The 19,609-nt window shown below is 45.3% G+C and carries 8 protein-coding genes and 1 tRNA gene; 5 read left to right on the top strand and 4 right to left on the bottom strand.

Going from position 1 to position 19,609, the window contains the following annotated elements; genetic code table 11:
- Positions 1 to 288: 288 nt before the first annotated feature.
- Positions 289 to 2,304 carry a DNA helicase Rep gene (gene rep / locus C6Y40_RS12425; RefSeq protein WP_105934856.1) on the top strand — a complete coding sequence of 672 codons (2,016 nt, stop codon included), beginning with the start codon at positions 289 to 291 and terminating at the stop codon, positions 2,302 to 2,304.
- Here the strand turns inward: rep and C6Y40_RS12420 are convergent.
- The 3 genes from C6Y40_RS12420 to C6Y40_RS12410 form a co-directional block, all read right to left on the bottom strand.
- Positions 2,301 to 4,910 carry a sensor domain-containing diguanylate cyclase gene (locus C6Y40_RS12420; RefSeq protein WP_105934855.1) on the bottom strand — a complete coding sequence of 870 codons (2,610 nt, stop codon included), beginning with the start codon at positions 4,908 to 4,910 and terminating at the stop codon, positions 2,301 to 2,303. The two genes, rep and C6Y40_RS12420, sit on opposite strands and share 4 nt — an antisense overlap.
- A gap of 166 nt (positions 4,911 to 5,076) precedes the next feature.
- Positions 5,077 to 5,469, bottom strand: a complete 393-nt coding sequence (locus tag C6Y40_RS12415) for a c-type cytochrome (RefSeq protein WP_105934857.1) — start codon at positions 5,467 to 5,469, stop codon at positions 5,077 to 5,079.
- 164 nt (positions 5,470 to 5,633) lie between these two features.
- Positions 5,634 to 6,965 carry a hypothetical protein gene (locus tag C6Y40_RS12410; protein WP_105934854.1) on the bottom strand — a complete coding sequence of 444 codons (1,332 nt, stop codon included), beginning with the start codon at positions 6,963 to 6,965 and terminating at the stop codon, positions 5,634 to 5,636.
- Positions 6,966 to 7,298: 333 nt separating this feature from the next.
- Here C6Y40_RS12410 and C6Y40_RS12405 point away from each other — a divergent pair.
- The 4 genes from C6Y40_RS12405 to C6Y40_RS12390 all read left to right on the top strand — a co-directional run bounded on the left by C6Y40_RS12405 (position 7,299) and on the right by C6Y40_RS12390 (position 18,987).
- A tRNA-Arg gene (locus C6Y40_RS12405) sits at positions 7,299 to 7,375 on the top strand.
- Between the two features lie 218 nt (positions 7,376 to 7,593).
- Positions 7,594 to 8,574, top strand: coding sequence for a tyrosine-type recombinase/integrase (locus C6Y40_RS12400; protein ID WP_105934853.1), 981 nt, complete (start codon positions 7,594 to 7,596; stop codon positions 8,572 to 8,574).
- A gap of 298 nt (positions 8,575 to 8,872) precedes the next feature.
- A complete protein-coding gene (locus C6Y40_RS12395) occupies positions 8,873 to 12,478 on the top strand; it encodes an STY4851/ECs_5259 family protein (protein WP_146129563.1) in 3,606 nt (1,201 codons plus the stop codon).
- Positions 12,475 to 18,987 carry a DEAD/DEAH box helicase gene (locus C6Y40_RS12390; RefSeq protein ID WP_105934851.1) on the top strand — a complete coding sequence of 2,171 codons (6,513 nt, stop codon included), beginning with the start codon at positions 12,475 to 12,477 and terminating at the stop codon, positions 18,985 to 18,987. The genes C6Y40_RS12395 and C6Y40_RS12390 overlap by 4 nt, the downstream gene beginning before the upstream one ends.
- Positions 18,988 to 19,089: 102 nt before the next feature.
- Here the strand turns inward: C6Y40_RS12390 and C6Y40_RS12385 are convergent.
- On the bottom strand, positions 19,090 to 19,609 hold a 520-nt coding region (locus C6Y40_RS12385), incomplete at its 5' end, for an integrase core domain-containing protein (protein WP_146129523.1).

Genomic DNA, 19,609 nt, shown 5'->3' with positions numbered 1-19,609 from the left:
AGAAAGGACTGCACTCACAGTCAGAAATATCACATCAATAAAGTCATGTTGAACATTAATTTGCGTGCGGGGATCGGTAACTTCTGAAAAATGGCTTAGAAAACTCATAATTAACTCGTGTCATCAAAAAAACTATTTGATCACACTAATGATGATAAATATAACGAATTAAATCGATCAGATATCAGAGTAATTTAACAAAAGTACGATCTTGCCCTGTGGGCATGGGTCGATTACAATACCGCTTTTACCGTTGCCATTTCCCTTTGTTGTTGAGAATACCCGTTAATGAAGCTTAATCCCGCCCAAGAATCCGCTGTTACCTTTGTATCCGGCCCATGCCTGGTACTCGCCGGTGCCGGCAGTGGTAAAACCCGGGTGATCACCAACAAAATTGCTCATCTGGTGCGCCAGTGCGACATGCCGGCCCGCTATATCGCCGCGGTTACCTTTACCAACAAAGCGGCGCGGGAGATGAAAGAGCGGGTAGGGCAGACCCTGGGCAAAGTAGAAGCCAGAGGCCTGAAAGTCTCCACGTTTCATACTCTGGGCTTAAATATTATTAAGTCAGAAGTGAAAGCGCTCGGCCTAAAGGCCGGTTTCTCGCTGTTTGACGATAAAGACAGCATGGCGCTGCTGGACGACCTCACCGCCCACTCACTCGACGGCGATAAAGATCAGCTCAAATTACTGCAAAGCTGCATCTCCAACTGGAAAAACGATCTGTTAACCCCGGAAATACTGCTAAAGCAGGCAGTGAGCCAGGGCGAAAAAGAGTTTGCGGAGTATTATCAGCAGTATCAGAACCATCTGCGCGCCTACAATGCGCTGGATTTTGATGATTTGATCATGCTGCCCACGCTGCTGCTCAAAGTGGATGAAAAAGCCCGCACCAAATGGCAAAGCAAAATCCGCTATCTGCTGGTGGATGAGTATCAGGATACCAACACCAGCCAGTACGAACTGGTAAAACTGCTGGTTGGCGAACGGGCCCGGTTTACCGTGGTTGGCGACGACGACCAGTCGATTTATTCCTGGCGTGGCGCGCGGCCGCAAAACCTGAATTTGTTGCAGCAAGACTTTCCCCGCTTAAGAGTGATCAAGCTGGAGCAAAACTACCGTTCTTCAGGGCGTATTCTGCACTGCGCTAACATTCTTATTCAGAACAACCCGCACATGTTCGACAAAACCCTGTTCTCGGCCCTCGATTACGGTGTGCCGCTACGGGTGTTAATGGCCAAAAACGAAGAACATGAAGCCGAGCGGGTGGTAGCCGAACTGCTGGCCCATAAATTTACCAATCGCACCAAATTTAAGGATTACGCGATTTTGTATCGCGGTAACCACCAGAGCCGGCTGTTTGAAAAGCTGCTGATGAGTAACCGTATTCCTTACAAAATCAGCGGCGGGATGTCGTTCTTTGGCCGTACCGAAGTGAAAGACATCATGGCTTACCTGCGTTTGCTGGTAAACCAGGACGACGATAACGCCCTGCTTCGGGTGATCAATACGCCCAGCCGGGGGATTGGCCGCGCCACGCTGGAAAAGCTCGGTAACTTTGCGAATGAACTGGGTGTGTCGATGTTTGAGGCCGCCTGCCACGACAACCTTAATTCAGTTCTGAGCGGCAAAGGCTATCTGGCCGTGCATAATTTTGCGCGCTGGATTGTGTCGCTCTCCGACGAAGCGGTGCGCGGCGATACCGCAGCGGTACTTCGCAACATGATCCGCGCCATGAGTTACGAAGAGTGGCTCTATGAGCACAGCACCAGCCCCAAGGCCGCCGAAATGGCCATGGCCAATGTGAGTACGTTGTTTGGCTGGGTAACAGATATGCTCGAAGGCGATGAACTCAACGCACCCATGACCCTGCCAGAAGTGGTTAACCGCTTAATCTTACGGGACATGATGGAGCGCGGCGAAGAAGAAGCCGAGGCCGACCAGGTACAGCTGATGACCTTACATGCTTCCAAAGGCCTGGAGTTTCCCATTGTGTTTCTGGTAGGCATGGAAGAAGGCCTGCTGCCGCACCAGAGCAGCATCGATGAGGATAACGTAGAAGAAGAGCGCCGCCTGGCTTACGTAGGGATCACCCGTGCCCAGCGGGAGCTGATTTTTACTTTGTCGAAAGAGCGTCGTCAGTTTGGTGAAGTTATCCAGCCGGAGCCCAGCCGTTTCTTATACGAACTGCCAACTGACGATCTGGAATGGGAAGAGAAAAAACGCAAGGTCACTGCCGAGGAACGCCAGCAAAAAGGCCAGGCCAGCATTGCCAATATCCGCGAAATGCTGGGTAGGTCTTAGGCGCTCGACTGATTCAGTGCCGGCAGTAACTGCGAGCTTTCCAGGTACTTGCCCTGGCCGTAAACACACTCAATTTCGGTTAACGCCTCAAGCTGTGAGTAGCTGTCGATACCTTCGGCAATCACGTCGAACTTGAGGTGCCCGGAAATCAGCATGATCGACTGGATCAGCCTTAAATTACGCAGAGAACGCGGCAGTGATTTAATAAAGCGGTGATCAATCTTGATGTAATCAAACGGGTAGGAGAATAAATAACTCAGCGAGGCCAGGCCGCTACCAAAGTTATCCAGCACTAATGTAACACCGGCGCGTTTTAGCTTTTTAATCGCCGGTAAAATGTATTGTGAGCGGCGGTTCAGATCGTTCTCGTCGAACTCAAATACTAATGCCGCAGGCGACACGCCGGCTTCACCGATCACGTTAAGAATCTTCTGTACCAGTGAGCTCTGCAATAAATGGTTAATGGATACATTCACCGCAATCTTCGGTTCGTAACCTACCCGTTCGGCGTCCGGCCAGGTTTTCAGTAATTCGCAGGCAGCCCGCAACTGATAAAGATCCAGCTCCAGAATTAAGCCACTTTGTTCAGCTACCTGACGGAATTGCTCGCGGGAGATTTTACCCAGCGACGGATGCACCCAGCGCACATATATTTCGTGATACAGCGGCTGCTTGGTGTTGAGATTAATAACCGGTTGCAGGTAACATTCAAATTCCCGGTCGCGCAGTGAACGGCGAAATTCGTTTTCCAGCTCCAGCTCTTCCAGCAGACGCTCACGCATACTCTTATCGAATATCACCAACCGGCCACGGCCCAGCGATTTGGCCTGATACATGGCGGCATCGGCGTCGCGGATCACCTCATCGGCGCTGCGGTAGTAGGTTTCTACATGGGCTATCCCGATACTGGCGCCGGAATACATCTCTTTGTCGTCGAGAATAAACGGCTCCGAAATCGAGTCGATAATGCGCGCGGAGATTTCTTCCACGTCGGAGGTATATTCAAAGTTATCCAGCAGCAGCACAAATTCGTCGCCGCCGTGTCTGGCCAGTAAATCGTGGCCCCGGATACACTTGGTAATCCGCTTGGATACCTCAATTAAGAATTCATCGCCGGCATGATGGCCAAGGGTATCGTTAATAATTTTAAACCGGTCTAAATCGATAAACAGTACCGCAAACAGGTTTTCCGGATAGCGCTGTTTATAGGCAATGGCCAGCTCCAGTCGGCTGGCAAACATCGAGCGGTTAGGCAGGTCGGTAAGGGTATCGTGATGGGCGTCGTGGATAAGCTTGCGCTCTATTTCCTTACGCTCTTCAATTTGCTGGCGCAGCACATCATTGGCCCGGTTAAGCTCGATAGTGCGCTCTTTAACCCGCTCTTCAAGCTGTTCGCTGTAGGCATGCATGGCTTCGGCACGGAATTTACGCTCCAGCGCAACGGCAATATGGTGCGATACAAAGCGCATTAATTCCAAATCGCGCGGGGTGTACTTGGCCGACTTACCATAGGTTTGCACGGCAATAACACCATACACTTCGCCATCAATAATAAGCGGTGAGCCCAGCCAGGAGTTAGCCTGTTTTAGAATACGCTGGGCCACGGTAACGTCAATTTCGCCGTCTTCGGTGAGCGATAAAATACGTGACGGGTCGATCAACTCCGCCTGGCCACGGCGAATAACAAATTCGGTTAAGCCAAAGCCTAAGGGTCGGGTACCCGGTGTTTCATCCTGGGTATCACTGAAATAGGGGAAGTTCAGGAACTGCTTAGATTCATCGAGGATAGCAATATAGCAGTTAGGCGCGCTTATCAGCCGGGCAATAATTTCATGCAAACTGGAGTAAAAGGAGTCCATGTTGCGGCTGGCGTTGGCCGACAGCTCAGAGATCTCAAACAGGGCCTGTTGCAGCGCCTCGACTTTCTGGCGCTCAAGGATTTCTTCCTGCAGGTCGTCGTTTATCTGGCGTAACTGACGGGTACGTTCACGAATAGTGCGCTCGGTAAGCTCGCGGTTTTTAACCCGGTCGACGGTGGTGACAATGTGCTGGGAAACAAACAGCAGCACTTCCAGATCTTCCTGGGTGTAACTCACGTTGTCGTCGTAGGTTTGTACCACCATGGCACCAATGACCTGGCTACCGCGTTTTAACGGCACGCCTAAAAGCTGGTGGGGCTGACTGCCAATCAGCTCAACTTTATGGTCTTTATCAAACTCGTCCTGGTTTTCATTGCGGTAGAAAACGTGATTACCCGACTCAAGAATATAACCAGTGAGGCCTTTTTTGAGTTCTTCGGCGGGCAGTTGCTTAACCACCTGTTCATCGAATTCATCAACAAAGTAGGCCATGTCCACCATGGTGGTATCAGGCGAGTAAAAGGCAACAAAAAAGTTCTCCGCATCCATAAAGTCGGCGATGATTTCATGAATAGCAGGATAGAGGCGAGACAGGTTACTAACGGAACTGGCCAGCTCTGATATGTTAAACAGCGCTTTCTGAACTCTTTCAGCACGCTTGTATTTATCAGTTAACTGCTGCAGCTGCGGGATAAGCTCTCTTAATTCCGCTTCTGACAACTCGTATTTTGTTGGCTCAGATGACATAAAAAACAGCAGCCGGCAATCCGCTAGAGTAAAACGAATAACTTACTCTATTGTGGATAATTTTGCCAGAGCTTTGGAGGGAGTGTATTCACCAACAACCTGCCGTTTTGGTTTCGAAATGCGCCGAAGTTGCGCAAAACATGCAGGTTGTCGGTGTTACCGAGTGTTAGAGCTCTTCGGTCATGTACTCAATTGCTGCTTTGATGTCGTCATCGCTACAGCTGGCACAGGTACCACGAGGAGGCATGGCATTGAAACCGTTAATCGCATTGGCTAATACAGCGTCGAAACCTTTTTCCAGGCGAGGCGCCCAGTCGGCCGCGTTGTTTACACGAGGTGCACCCAGTACACCGGCAGCGTGACAAGCAACACACGCTTTGTTAAATACGTCTTCACCCGACATTGCACCAGCTGGTGCAGCGGCCGCAGCGCCTGCAACGTGCACAGAGCCAACTGGCTTAATACGCTCTTTGATCGCCTCGTCTGACATTTCCTGAGCGTTTACCGCAAAAGCTGCCAGTACTACAGCGCCCATACCTAACCACGTTTTTAATTTCACAATCGTCTCCAGGCAATTTTGGTCTGAAAAATAAATAATCCGCATGATTATAAAGGTTAATCCAGCCGCGACAACTGTTTGAGACTAATTGATTAGTCCTTATCCGACAAAAAGCCAATAAAAATTGGATTTTTTGCCGCTGTGTCGCTTACGGGCAACCTTTTTTACTGCCGGGCAGCCATTTTAGATGACTTTTCGCCAAGCAATTGGGCCATGGCAATATTCAGCAACTGTTGCATTTTTTTGCCAGCCCGGCCAACACCGGCTTCGCTGTTACCTTCTACCTCGGTTTGCACCGCCAGGGTAAACTCCCGCGCGGGGCCTTCATTAAGTGGCAGCATCACATGAGCCAATAATACGGTTTCGCTTTGGCCGCGGGTTTCACTGGGCCCGGCACCAATTTTCTGAAAGATGCGCCATCTGCCGCCAGTTAATTCATCCAGCACCTCATTTGCCGGAGTATCGGAACCAGGCGCCAGCGCATCAGCAATGGCTCGTGCCAACAGCACGCCGATACCCGCCTGCATGCCGCCGGCCTCGACCACCGAATTACTATGGCCAACACCGTATAACAGCATTTCAAGGTGAGAGGGCATAAAGCCCGGTAAACGGGTTTGTGGCTCTGAGTTATGGGTAACCATGCGCTTTAAAAACTCAGCCTGAGCCAGTGTGGTCATGGGCTTATTGCCGGTTAAACCACACCCATCGCAGCGGTAAGACTGATAGAAAGGATCGTCGCTGGCCTCTGCAAACGGCTCCACCGCCAGTTTATTGCGTAAATCGAACTGCCACTCCGCAGCGCCAGGATCAAACGCAGTAGGCCCATATGCCCCCCGAAAGCGAATGGCCGGATTGTTCATATTAAGCCATTTATCATGAAATAAGCCGGTTAAAAATTCCCGCCCGGCAATGTTGGCAAAGTAGGTGGCAATGGCATTGGAGTTGCCATCTGCCTTACCCGACCGCGCATAACTGTTAATACTGGTGATCAGATCGCCCAGCTTTACATCACCCACCAGCGTAGAGGCACTCACTTCCCGGCCAATCGTCGCCAGCGCCCCGGCGAAGGCCATAATTTTAGAAGAGCTCCAGGGCTCATAAAGCGCATCCTGAGTATTGGCATTCGCCAGATAGCGGTAGCCGGTGCCATCGGGCGTGGCGCCAAAATCAATCAGGGTAATTTTGCCCAGTGAAGCAGGCACATTAAAGTAGTTCCAGTCACTGGCTACCCGTTCTTCCCAACCAGGTTCAATGCCAGATTGCGCAACAGTAAAATACGCCGGGTTAGGCTCAGCACGAGTCATCGACACACCGGGCATCAACCTGGCATTACAATCGGGCTTTACGCAGCTTGGTTCAAAGGGCGTTGGTAACAGCGGTGGCGCGCTAAACACGTTATGGTAAAAATCCAAATCACTATGCTCATCAGCCAGGGCAGAGAATGAAACCACTGCGCTCAGACAACCACCTAAAATAACCTGCCAAATTCGAGACATACACTTAACATCCTTTATTGTTAAAACCAGACTAAGCCAATTCAGAACGCGAAGCAAAAGCCAAATTTGCCTGATTTTTAAACATCAGCACCGGCATTTTCATTTTTTACTGTAAATTAACCAGATGAACTCCTATAATGCGCCACACTAGACGGTTCCTAGCCGTTTACACAGAAAGCACCCGTAGCTCAGCTGGATAGAGCGTTGCCCTCCGGAAGGGGAGATCGCAACAAAGGGTAGCGAGAAATGGTATAGTTAGGCAGGCTGACTTTATTAATTGTTTTGTTGATGAAAGTTAGTGATTGCCAACCTTAAAGAGTTTTAAAAATGTGACCACCCGTAGCTCAGCTGGATAGAGCGATGCCCTCCGGAGGCATAGGTCAGAGGTTCGAATCCTCTCGGGTGGGCCATCCTCTCAAATAGCCCCAGGGACAAAATCGGGACACTCAGTTTTTTTGAGCGTCTTTTCTGTCACTGAGAGGCATCAAATGTTTCACGTTAAATATTGCTTAGATAATAAGAGCTACTTCACTATCCAAGACAAAACTCAGTCTGTTTTTGTCTCAGCTTCCTTTCACTGGTTTGGCGATAATTGTATTCGTCGGTTCGGCATATAAAGGGAGGTTGTATGGCAACGATTACCAAAAGAGAAAATGGCAAATGGCAGGCAAAATGTCGGCGAAAAGGTTACCAGACTCAAAGTAAAACGTTTGATAAGAAATCGGATGCTGTGAAGTGGGCTCGCGACATTGAAAGAGCTATGGACCAATCTATTTTCCAATCTACTTCAGCCGCTGAATCTTTAACAATGCTCGATGGTCTGGAGCGTTACTGGACGGAAGTACTGATCCGGAAAAAATCTGCTGATAACTTACATTACATGGTAGACCGCCTGAAAAAGGTCTTTAAATCATTTCGCCTTATAGATTTATCAGTAGAGTCGGTTCGGGAGTACAAAGCCTACCGTCTTGAACAAGTCTCAGGGGATACGGTTCGAAAAGAAATGAACTTACTCCGAAGATTTGTTGACTATGCCATGCGTGAGTGGCAGATCCACTTACCCAGAGGAAACCCTCTGTCTTCAGTTGCACTGCCAGTGAAAGGTAAAGCGAGGGATCGTCGTCTGAAGTTTGGCGAAGAAGCTAAACTTTTGAATGCAGCAAAAGCTTATGGCGGGAAAATTCACGATATCGTGCTTTTAGCTATAGAAACAGGAATGCGACGTAGTGAGATCATTGGAATGGAATGGATGCATTTTGATTTGAAGGATTCGACGGTATTTTTGCCAGATACGAAAAATGGAGAGAGCAGAACAGTTCCATTATCACCTAAAGCCCGGGATCTTATTCTGAGCCAGGAGAGACGCTTTTCCGGAAAAATATTCGACATTCGGGGGGACTCGGTAGGACAGGCATTTAGACGGGTAACCAGTCGTGCTGGCCTTGACGATCTGAGATTTCATGATTTGCGACATGAGGCAACCAGCCGATTTTTCGAGAAGGGCTTACAACTAATGGAAGTCTCGGCAATTACTGGTCATAAAGACCTCGCTTCTTTAAAGAGATACACTCACCTTCGGCCAGCGGATCTTGCAAGAAAGCTGGCATAGAATGTACGCTTATATTGTGATGGGAGCTCTATTAATTATTGATAGAGCTTTATACCTCCCGGTCTTTCTTCAGTTTTTATCCTGCCAAACTCCCAGCCCTAAACCTGCTTTTACAGGTATTTTTCTATCTATGTTTTTATGTAATTTGTTTGAGAGAATGAAAGACGCCCGACGCTCATAGGAGCTAAATTCAATAATTTGTACTTGCTGCATACTTCAATTAAACGCGTTATAGTTCATGTCGGTATGTTTATATAACTACCAGTTGTCGAGGTATTAGGACATGGAGGTTTGGACTATGGCAGACAAAGTAAACATAGACTCGTGTTTAGAGAAGATAAGAAAAAGTCGAAAATTTATCACTCTTGGTAGCCCTCTTTGGGCTTATAAAGTCACAGATGCAGAGTTTCAGGAATTACAATATGTCTTAGTCCGAATTATCAGTGAACTAACATTAAATAAAGTACTAAAGTTATATTGGAATATCTTTTCCAAAGCTTTTGTTCTATATGCAGCCACTTGGCTTCAAAGAAATAGCCAAGGGCGGCCTAGGTGGGAGCCCCTATTATCTGTTATAAAAGCTAGTGACTTAACACATACGGATAGGATCGAGCTTGTCAATAACGGGTTAAGGCAATGGGGATGCTGTGTGCATAACACTGGTAATAGTGCTCGTTACCTTGACAGTTTGGCGTCTCAAGGTGGATTTCCCCGCTCTGATTTACTACAGCAATCTGAATCTCATATTATGGAGTATTTTGAAAGTGTGTTGAGTAAATATGAGCGTTATCAACATTCAGATTCTTTAGTAAACATTGCAGCAGAGTCCCTTAGTCATCTCCCAATTACACTGCAACAAATAACATTCGCTGATTTAGTTACTCAACTTATAGATTGCCTGCTTGACTGGAAATCCCATTACAACTTGGGGCTATACTCAGATCCGGTAAAAGTACTAGATAATGAACATCCGACATGGAGAGACGAATTGCCGTTTTTGGTTCTCGATGAAGAAGCCAGAACGTTAATCAATAAATTACTAAACAGAGCATCAAAATTTAGGAGGAGAGAATTAAACCCTATAAGGGTCAAGCGCAAGCTTATTCCCGTAGGTGAAGACTATCGTTTAGTTGCTGACGTTTATATTTCAAAAGAAATCCACCCAGAAGATTTGAATCGTCAGTTAGCTGATATGCAGTTACCTTCTATGTTTTTACTCTCCACAAAAACTTGTGATGGTAATCGATTTCGAACCGCAAGTTTTACTCTACGCAACGGAGCTAATGGTGGCTGGCAAGTTTCTTCATATCAAACATCTATAAATAATTCTGTTGCGGCTGGTGATTTGATTTTCTCAATTGATAGCGATGGTCGCCACCTCCTTGAAGATACCTACTACAAAGGGGAGTCTTTGAATGATAAAACACCGTGGATATTTGAGCCTACTGGGACGGTTTTAAACTGTATTGGCCAGGGAAGTATCAAAACAAGATCAGACAGGTTGATTATTGTTTCCTCTGTTGAGCCTACAGAGGTTAATCCTAATGCCTGCGTAAAAAGCGAAGGTAAATTGATTGGCACAGACTTATGTGTGTATGAAGTATCAGGGCATGTCAAAGTAGAAGGAATGACTGGTGATTATTTTATTAGTTGCAGTTCGGGAGAAAATGAGCGTTTCAAAATAACAATTGAAACTCCCGAGTTTACTGAGGTTAGTGCGAGTTATCCGGTATATAAAGGTTTGCCCACTATTAACTTTAGTCACTTGGATGATTCGAAGCCAATACCCCAAAGCGAACTTTTTTGGTATCAAAAAGGTTCAGGGGAATTTTTTCAACTTTCTGACCCGACAAGTGCGATTGGGAGAGGCGTCTTAGTTTGGAAAAAAGAGAATATCGTATTGTGGGAGTTCGTTTGCATCCTGCTACCGGAAGATTTCGAATATAGATTGGCTCCTGTGGATGGTTCAAAATTTAAATTGACTATTCGGGATATCCGGCTTCCGATGATTGGGATGTTGCCAGGCTTTGAGAATTGGCTTGAAAGCGCTCCGGTTCAAATAAATGATGAAACTCATCTCATTTTAGAACCGAAAAACCCCGGAGCAGAGAACGTTGGTATTGCTATAAAATGGAACGAAGATCTTGCGACGGAAAGTGAATTTACTTTACCTATATCTTTCAACATAGCAGCCATTACTGACCGGAAAGGAGCTTATTATCATGAGCTGGAACGTGGAAAGCTGACATTAAATGATTTAGCTAATCTTCAGGTAATGATTAGAACTGAGTCAGAGATCCAGTCTGTACAATTAGCCATCAACCTCTACGGGCCTGCTGACGTTGATGGCCGAGAAAATTTTCTAATGGCTGAGCAGAGGTCTGTAAAGGTAAGGTGGACGAATGGCGTTAGTTTAATTCCTGGAACGGAGCTCTCACGGCTTGCTGGCACGCTTTTTAGTTTGACTGACAAACTAGACAGCTATCTGCGAGTAGAATTCTTTGCCGGTGGTGTTCAAATTAACAGCACAGTTCCGAAAATAACGCGGTACAAGCACGACCTTCAGTTTGTCGATAATCGGGCTGCCTTTACCATCAGCCCAACACCGACACTTCAATACAGTGATTCTCCGATCCTTTATCTTTCACCTATTTGGGACTTAGAGCAAGAACCTCTGGAGCTTTCACCAGTTGATATAAATGCTTCGACGTGGCGCTTTGAGTTGCCAGCTCCCAAGGATATTGATTATGGAGCTTGGTTAATCTGGGCTGAATCATCGTTAAGTGTTCATCCCAGAATTAAAGAGTATGCAATTCCTTTCAATGAACAATCCCCATCAGCACTTGGTGACCTAGGCTCAAAGCTATTGAATGCATTAAGTGAAAACAACAGTGAAGCAAATATTTACGAAGAAAAGCTAAACCCTAATTCACTGCAATATAAGGTGAAATATTTAGACCCTAGAGATAACGAATCACTAGCTAGTCTCAACAAATCAATTAGAAATATGGGCTTCGATATTAATCATCCCGGGTGGTGTTATATTGATGGAGTGATGGAGCATATCGATTCAATAGAGCCATTATCTCTTTACGCAATGACTTCAATGCAGCGTAATCTTAGAGCCCTTGTAGTGCTATTGTTTAGATACAAAGATAGGTTTAATGAAGGTTGGGAGTTAGCAGAGAGGCTAGGGGTGTCTTGGTACTCAATTGAACCCAGGGTTTGGATTGATGTTATCAAGCAATATTATGATAAATTTAAAAGAGATGCCGAGCCTCTGAGAGAGATTTCTGTGGACGCTTATTGGGATTTCGTTTTTCGGAGATTCTTACCATTTGAAACGAAGGGGCCTTATTTTAAGTATCTTGCATATTTAGCTACTGACAGACCAGCGTTTGAACCTGTCGCTATTTGGGATGACCCTTTGTTAAAAGCGGAAGGGCTTGATGACCAAACGGTGGGAGCGTTTTTTAAACAAGAAAGAAAATTTTTGATGGACAGACACGAAGGGAAGCTACTTAGTCGTGTTGGTACCAGAAGAACAACAGAAAATTTTCTGGATGCACTTGAGCAATTTTGGCCTACTTCTGATCTTCCTCCTGAACTGTATGGTTTTATAAAGTTTACGGAAACAGCAACGGCCAAGTACCGCACTAAACAAGATGCGTGGACAATAACAATGGCTGTACCACTTAAACTAGGCTTCTGTTTATCAAAATATTACCAAATGCCTCGCTACAAAAGGGTGGCGATTCAGTTAAGCCAAGTAATCGCACGCATTGACGAATTTGATCGCGAATGGCTTCAGAACGCCCTGATCGTCTCACACATGGCATGTGAGATCTTAAGTCTTGATGAGTCTGATAATAACTCTGTTAAATACCCCGAGGGCACATTATGAAAAGTATATCACTAAGTAATCTCTATCATTCAATAAGCAGAGTATCCACTGAAGCAGTACTCAACCAGTTGCAAGTCAAAAATCCAGGATTAAGAAGCTATCTGCAGACTAGTTTTAATGAAGGATATGGACAAGGCGCAGGTTTTCTTTCCGACCCACTTATTGAAAGTACGTTCGGGTGGGCTAGTGCTGGTGGAGATGACGGTAAAAATACAATGTCTGAACTTGCTCAGCGGGGTTTTTTATCTCCGAAGCTGGTTGACGTAATGGAGCATGCCCCTGTTAATCCAAGTGAGCGTGATGAAGATATTGCTAAAGGAATAAAACGTCTCGAGTATGATGAAAACCTTCCAAAAGGAGAAGATCCTAGATGGCCATTAAACCGTGCACCATACACCCATCAACTTGAAGCATGGAAAGTCTTAGGGCAAGAAAATCCTCAGTCAGTTATTGTGACTGCAGGAACAGGCTCTGGTAAGTCTGAATGTTTTATGGTTCCGATGCTCAATGATATGGCTAAGCAGATTGATGCAAGCAATGAGCAACTAGTCGGGGTGCAGGCTATTATGCTTTACCCGCTGAATGCCTTAATTAATTCACAAAGGGATCGCCTTATTGGGTGGACCCGTGGCTTTGAAGGCAAAGTTCGGTTTGCCTTATACAATGGTGAAACTCCTAAAAGAGCTATTTCTGAACGTACTAAAAACCAAGATGCTTGGTATGGTCCCGAAAAGCCAGAAGAAATCCGTGATCGTAAAAGTATTCGTGAAAGCCCTCCACCTATACTTGTTACTAACGCAACAATGCTTGAATACATGCTTGTTCGTCCTGAAGACAGGCCTATTATTGATAAAAGCCAGGGCAAATTAAAATGGATTATTCTCGATGAAGCACACACTTTAATAGGTTCTGCAGCTGCCGAAACATCATTGCTATTACGTCGTACCATGCAGGCATTTGGTGTGCAGCCCCGGGATGTTCGATTTGTTGCAACATCTGCAACTATTGGGGATGCTAAAGAGCAGCGTAAAACTGATGAAAAGTTAAAAGCATTTTTATCGGACCTTGCTGGCATTGATATTACACAGATTTCAGTTGTTCGCGGGCACAGGTATGTTCCCTCTCTACCTGCCTTTAATTCCCTGTCATCTGATACATCATTAGAAACCTTGTCGTCGTTAGGCTCTGCGGAGGTTTTTCAAAATCTATCACAACAGCCACTTATGCGGTCTCTTCGAGAAAAACTAGTTCAGGGGCCGATGACATTGAGAGACATTTGCTTTCATATGCATCCTGAGCTGGATGAAAATGACTCAGTGGCTAAGCAGATTAAAGATACGCTTCAACTCATTGATATTGCAACTGATGCTTATTTGGATGGTGACTCAAATAGTGATGCTTTTTTACCCATTAGAGCTCATTTGTTTCATCGGGCTCAGCGTGGCCTCTGGGCTTGCGTTAATCCTGAATGTTCAGGTAAGGCAGTATCCTCACTCGATAAAGAATGGCCATTTGGTAAGGTGTACCTCGATGAACGCCAGCTATGCGAATGTTGTGATTACCCTGTTTTCGAATTAACACATTGTGCTAGGTGTAATGAGCCTTCGCTAAGCGCTGTTAGATATATATCTGAGGATGGGCGGACTAGTTTGAAGCCGCGGGAATTGCCAGAGGTTGATGAATTTTCCGATGAGGTAGAGCATATCGATGGTGCTAATTTAACAGATGAATTAATGCCTGGCGTAAATGATGTTCGCGATCAAATAGTCCAAGTCTACACGAGCATAAGTGAAACTGACGCTCGCCATATTGAATTGGGTGGCGCAACTCATGCAATTATTAAAGTATTCAATGGTGAATTATCGCATTCAAAGACTGAGTTAGAGGGAGTTAAAATTCTTTATACGATGTCACATGATAATTCGGGATTAAGGTGTGCGTGCTGCAACTCAGTTGAAAACGAAGAGGGGAAAATATTCAAGAGAGCTATCCTGGGCTCGCCATTTTTAATGGGGAATATTGTTCCAGAAATGCTTCGGCACATTCCTGGAATCCCTCTGAAAGATATGGCTGGTCGTCGTTTAATTACCTTTACAGATAGTCGACAGGGTACAGCTCGCTTTTCTGCGCGGCTACAACTGGATTCGGAACGTCGATGGACCCGTTCAGTCGTATACCGCCATTTACTTAGTCAGTTACCTGATAATTCTGAGTTATCTGAAAAGGATTTAAGTGATATTGAAAAATTCGAAAAACTCCTACAGGACCCTAATTATGCAGATATTGCTTCTGAGCAAATAGCCAGAATTAGAGAGAAGAGTAATGTTCCATCGAAACCCGTGACATGGTCTGAAATGGTTGAAATATTTGCAGAGCGGGAAGAAATTCGCTTGCTTACCGGGAATGGGAATTTTGATGAAGACCAGTTACCCGGAGAATATGCAAAACGAGAAGAAAAGTTTGAAAGTGCCAAGCAACTGGGGCGTTTATTTCTCATGAGGGAGTTTGCCCGGCGACCCCAAAACTCAAACAACCTTGAAAGCTTGGGGTTAGTACAAGTTGTATATCCTAAAATCGAGCATCTCAGCGAAGATTCTGTGCGAGAAAAGCTACCTATATGGTTTAAGTCCGGATTTACATTTGAACAGTGGAAGATATTTCTGAAAATCTTTCTCGATTTCTATGTTCGTGAAGAAGCAATCGTAGATCTTAAACCAGACGAAAAAAACTGGATGGGGGCTCGGTTATTTGCGCGACTTTTACAACCTCAAAATTTTATTTACAGCTCTGATCCTGCAGTTGAGGCTCAGCAAAAAGCGGCTTATAAAGTTGTCCCTCGTGCCCGTGACTCTCGTCCTCACAGACTGGTACGTCTGTTAGAAGTTGCTTCAAAGCTTTCCAGAGAGCGTGAACCAGGTTCCTTTGATTTGATTCTCGATGGTGCCTTTGTCACACTCAAAGAATTGGGTATTCTTGAATGGGTCGAATTTGAAGAAAGAGAAGTACGTGCTGGTGATGAAACATTTTCATTCAAGCGTGAGGGATATCAGTTAAAATTTGAGTCAATAGCTTTCAAGTTAATAGCTACTGCTTACCTTTGCCCACTCACGCAGCGCTGGTTAGATACTCCTATGATGGGGCCTGCGCTAGAGGATTCTTTTGGTGTCACACCAATCACAACTGGCAACCTCCAACTGGCAGATATTCGGATAGAGCATATTCCCGTTGAAATTCCGCATCTTGATAAGGCATGTTTAGGACTAGAAACCGACGTCATAACCAACTTATTAGAGTGGTTACAAACAGACTCGGATATTCAGTCTCTAAGATCTGAGGGGTTGTGGCGGGATTTAAATGATGCAGCAATGAAGCCCCCGGCTTTAATACGCTCAAGAGAGCATTCGGCACAGCAAGCCGCTGGTAATCTGAAAACATTCGAAAAAGCATTTAAAAGTAACGCTCTCAATGTTCTAAATTGTTCCACCACTATGGAAATGGGGGTTGATATTGGTTCACTTTCCATGGTCGCGATGAATAATGCACCTCCCTCTACGGCCAACTATTTACAAAGGGCCGGACGAGCTGGCCGAAGAAATCAGTCTACCTCAGTTGTGCTGACTTTTTGTAAAGCCAATCCTCACGGTGAGCGTATTTTTGCCGACCCAACCTGGCCATTTTCTCCCACACCGGTGCCTAAAGTTGCATTGGATAGTGCGGTTATAGTTCGACGTCATGTTAATGCTTATCTGTTAGCCCACTTCCTGACTACAACTTTTAAAAAAGACAATTTGATTTTGTCTAAAGCCGGTGAGTTTTTTCTTAGTGATTATGAGTATTCCAAATCTGATCTATTCAACCGCTGGCTTGCTGATGATGCTTTGAATCAACAGGCTCTCGCTTCGGGTCTCAAAAATCTTATTAGAGGCACTGCGTTGGAGAGCTTATCTGAAGTTAGCATAATCCAGAGTGCTCGTGAGCAGCTTACTGATGTTACCGAGCATTGGAACGGGCGCTACGAAGCTATTGCACAACTATTGGAGGAGTCAGACGTCCGCGTCGAACTCGACGAAAGCGGTAATAAGATAAAAGATAGTGCATATAAGCGTCTTGAAAATCAGCTGGAAGGAATGAAGAAAGAATACTTGCTTAGCGTTCTGGCGAATAGGGGGTTTTTACCCGGATATGGATTCCCTACAAATGTCGTGGAGCTTATCACGAATAATAAAAATGAAGACCGTAAGAAAAGTCGCAAGTCAGATTGGAGTAATCCTGATTACCCATCTCGTTCACTTGATGTGGCAATAAGAGAATATGAGCCGGGTAAAGATGTGGTTCTAAATGGTGCTGTTTATCGTTCCGCCGGTCTACAGCTGTCATGGAAGATTCCAAAGTCTGAAAAAGAAGTGTCAAAACTTCAGTCTCTCTCTTATATCGCCCATTGTGAATGTGGCTTCCACACAGCACATCACGATTCTGTGCATTCACTTCCCTATAATTGTCCAGAGTGCACAAGAAAATTGAAAAGAATGGAATATATTGTGCCTGCTGGCTTTCAAGTGGATTATCATGCACCGCTTCACAATGACTATACGCAACCAGAATACGCAAAATTTAGAACTCCGTTGGTTACGATAGATGAGTCAGATTGGCAGGCACTAGGAAAAATAGATTATGGGCGTTTCAGAGCCACGCAATCCGGTAATCTGTTCCATTATAATGACGGAAGAGGAGCTGGATTCGCATTCTGTTGGCATTGTGGGCGTACTCATACACTTGAGGCTTGGCCGAATCAAGAAGGAAGCCTTGCTATATCAGATGCGGAGCGCGTTAGAATAACAAAAGTTCATCGACGTCTGCAGGGGACCAATAAACAGGGGAGCGCTAATTGTCCGAATGAACCCTGGAGTATGAAGGTAGGTCAGATAAATAGAGAAACTCAGGAGATAATAACACCCTTAGTTTTGGGGTTTGGCACCGTAACAACAATGCTGGAGTTACAGTTAAGAAACCCTGAGACCAATCATTGGATTTCCGATAAGGAGCTTGGCACTAGCCTTGCGACAGCTATGCGTTTCGCTTTTTCTGAAAAGGAAGGTATTGCAGATTCAGAGCTGGGTATTTCTGTTCAAACTCGTACCTCTCCAGAAGGGCAATCTGCAACCAGTATCTTTATTTTCGACAAAGCCTCCCAAGGGGCTGGCTATGCGACTCAACTTGCAGAGAAGCTACCTGAAATTCTTGCTGCAGCCTATGATTTTGCTCTGAATTGCACTGGGAAATGTGATAGAGCGTGTCATGGGTGTTTATTAGATTTTGAGACCCAACATCATCTCGCTCACTTAAACCGCCATGCAATCATCACCTTTTTTGACGAAACTCGTTTAATTAAAAGGCTTGAGGTACCTGAGACCCGCCGTTTCTTTGGGATTGATTCACAAAGTGAGTTACTGAACGCTGAATCGTTATTAAGTTTGAAAGGACCAAGAGCGACGGAGATTGATGTTTTTATTTCTGATACAAACTGGGAACTTGCAAGTAACTCAACTCTCCGGAAATTAAAATCTTTTTCAGGTTCAAAAGTTCGTTTACTACTCGCTGGTAATGTTGTGGAAGGGATCGACCCAGAGCTTGCTTGGCAACTACAGCGGAATATTGATGCTGATATACAGGTTGGAGTTTATAGTGATGTTTCGAAGCTTCCAAAAGGGGTGTTCCCTGTTCTCCGTCTCCTCATAAAGGGCACCGAATATTGGTATGTGACGGATGATATTGGAAGCCTTTCACTGAATGATAATTGGGGAAATACGGAGAAAGAGTCTCTTATTACAAGTAATGATAGTAATTTAGATATCGACATTTTACCGTTTGATTTGTCCGATAAAGCCATTAAGTCGTCACTAGCGGATAATATTGGAATAATTACTGATGTTGCGCCGTTAAGTGTGGATATTAGTTTGTTTGGGAAGACTTTTGTTGAACTAGTACTGGAAACTACCCCCTTATTAGAAAAAGAGTTCGGTGATGGAATTGACCGAGTTATTTACCAGGATCGCTATTTAATGTCTCCTGTTTCTGTGCTTCTGGTACTGGAAATTATGGCTGCCCTAGATAAGAAATTTGGTAGCTTCAATGCAGAAGTTGAAACTACTTATCCTGTTGCAAAGCCCCGAAAGCCTATTTGCTTCGCTGATGACTTCGAAACAACAGATCAATGGATTGAATTTGTTGACGGGGTAGAGGACGTAACTAACGTACCTGTTTTCCATGATTTTATAGATAAACGTGATCTTCCACATGGTAGAGCACTCACTGTGTTCACAAGAAAGAATGGAACTTTCCGAATACTATTCGACCAAGGTATGGGACATTGGAGCTACAGAACATTATATAATCGAACTCGTTTTGATTTTGGTAACCCTAGGGCTGAGGGCGAGAATTATTCTAATTCTGGTCTACGAGTACGTGAGGGAAATGGTGAAACTTACATCGTTATTCACAAGGTAGAATAGTTTTATATGAGTACGGATGCGACTTGCCCGGTCCAGTTGTGTACCTGTACTAGCTCAGACCTGATCTGACAGTTACCCAGATTTTCTGGTGTCGGCGTCAGGTTAGATTTGAGCTAAATTCTTTTCAGCCCAAACCCGTTTTCCATCAGTTAATGTTTCCATTGGCGTTCGGCCGCAGCACATTTTGCCCTGATGGGTCCGTTCATTGTTGTAATAATCCAGCCAGTCGTCCAGATCTTTCTGCAACATTTCCAGTGAATCATAGAGCTTTTTGCGGAACGTTACCTGATAGAACTCATTTAAGATGGTTTTGTGGAAGCGTTCACATATACCATTGGTTTGCGGATGCCTCGCTTTGGTCTTGGTGTGGTCGATGTCATTGATTGCCAGATACAACTGGTAATCGTGCTGTTCAACCTTGCCGCAATACTCAGTGCCTCGGTCAGTTAAAATCCGTAACATTGGCAGCTCCTGAGCCTCGAAGAACGGCAATACACGGTCATTTAATACATCTGCCGATGTGATTGGCGTTTTCGTTGTGTAGAGCTTAGCGAACGCTACTTTGCTGTACGTATCAACGAAGGTCTGCTGGTAAATTCGGCCTACGCCCTTTAAGTTACCT

The sequence above is a fragment of the Marisediminitalea alba genome (assembly GCF_002993365.1).
Lineage (GTDB): Bacteria > Pseudomonadota > Gammaproteobacteria > Enterobacterales > Alteromonadaceae > Alteromonas > Alteromonas alba.
This window is presented reverse-complemented; position numbering and strand designations above follow the sequence as displayed.

Coding starts and splice junctions, on each gene's coding strand:
- rep (WP_105934856.1), top strand. CDS start 289: ATGAAGCTTAATCCCGCCCAAGAATCCGCTGTTACCTTTGTATCCGGC.
- C6Y40_RS12420 (WP_105934855.1), bottom strand. CDS start 4,910: ATGTCATCTGAGCCAACAAAATACGAGTTGTCAGAAGCGGAATTAAGA.
- C6Y40_RS12410 (WP_105934854.1), bottom strand. CDS start 6,965: ATGTCTCGAATTTGGCAGGTTATTTTAGGTGGTTGTCTGAGCGCAGTG.
- C6Y40_RS12400 (WP_105934853.1), top strand. CDS start 7,594: ATGGCAACGATTACCAAAAGAGAAAATGGCAAATGGCAGGCAAAATGT.
- C6Y40_RS12395 (WP_146129563.1), top strand. CDS start 8,873: ATGGCAGACAAAGTAAACATAGACTCGTGTTTAGAGAAGATAAGAAAA.
- C6Y40_RS12390 (WP_105934851.1), top strand. CDS start 12,475: ATGAAAAGTATATCACTAAGTAATCTCTATCATTCAATAAGCAGAGTA.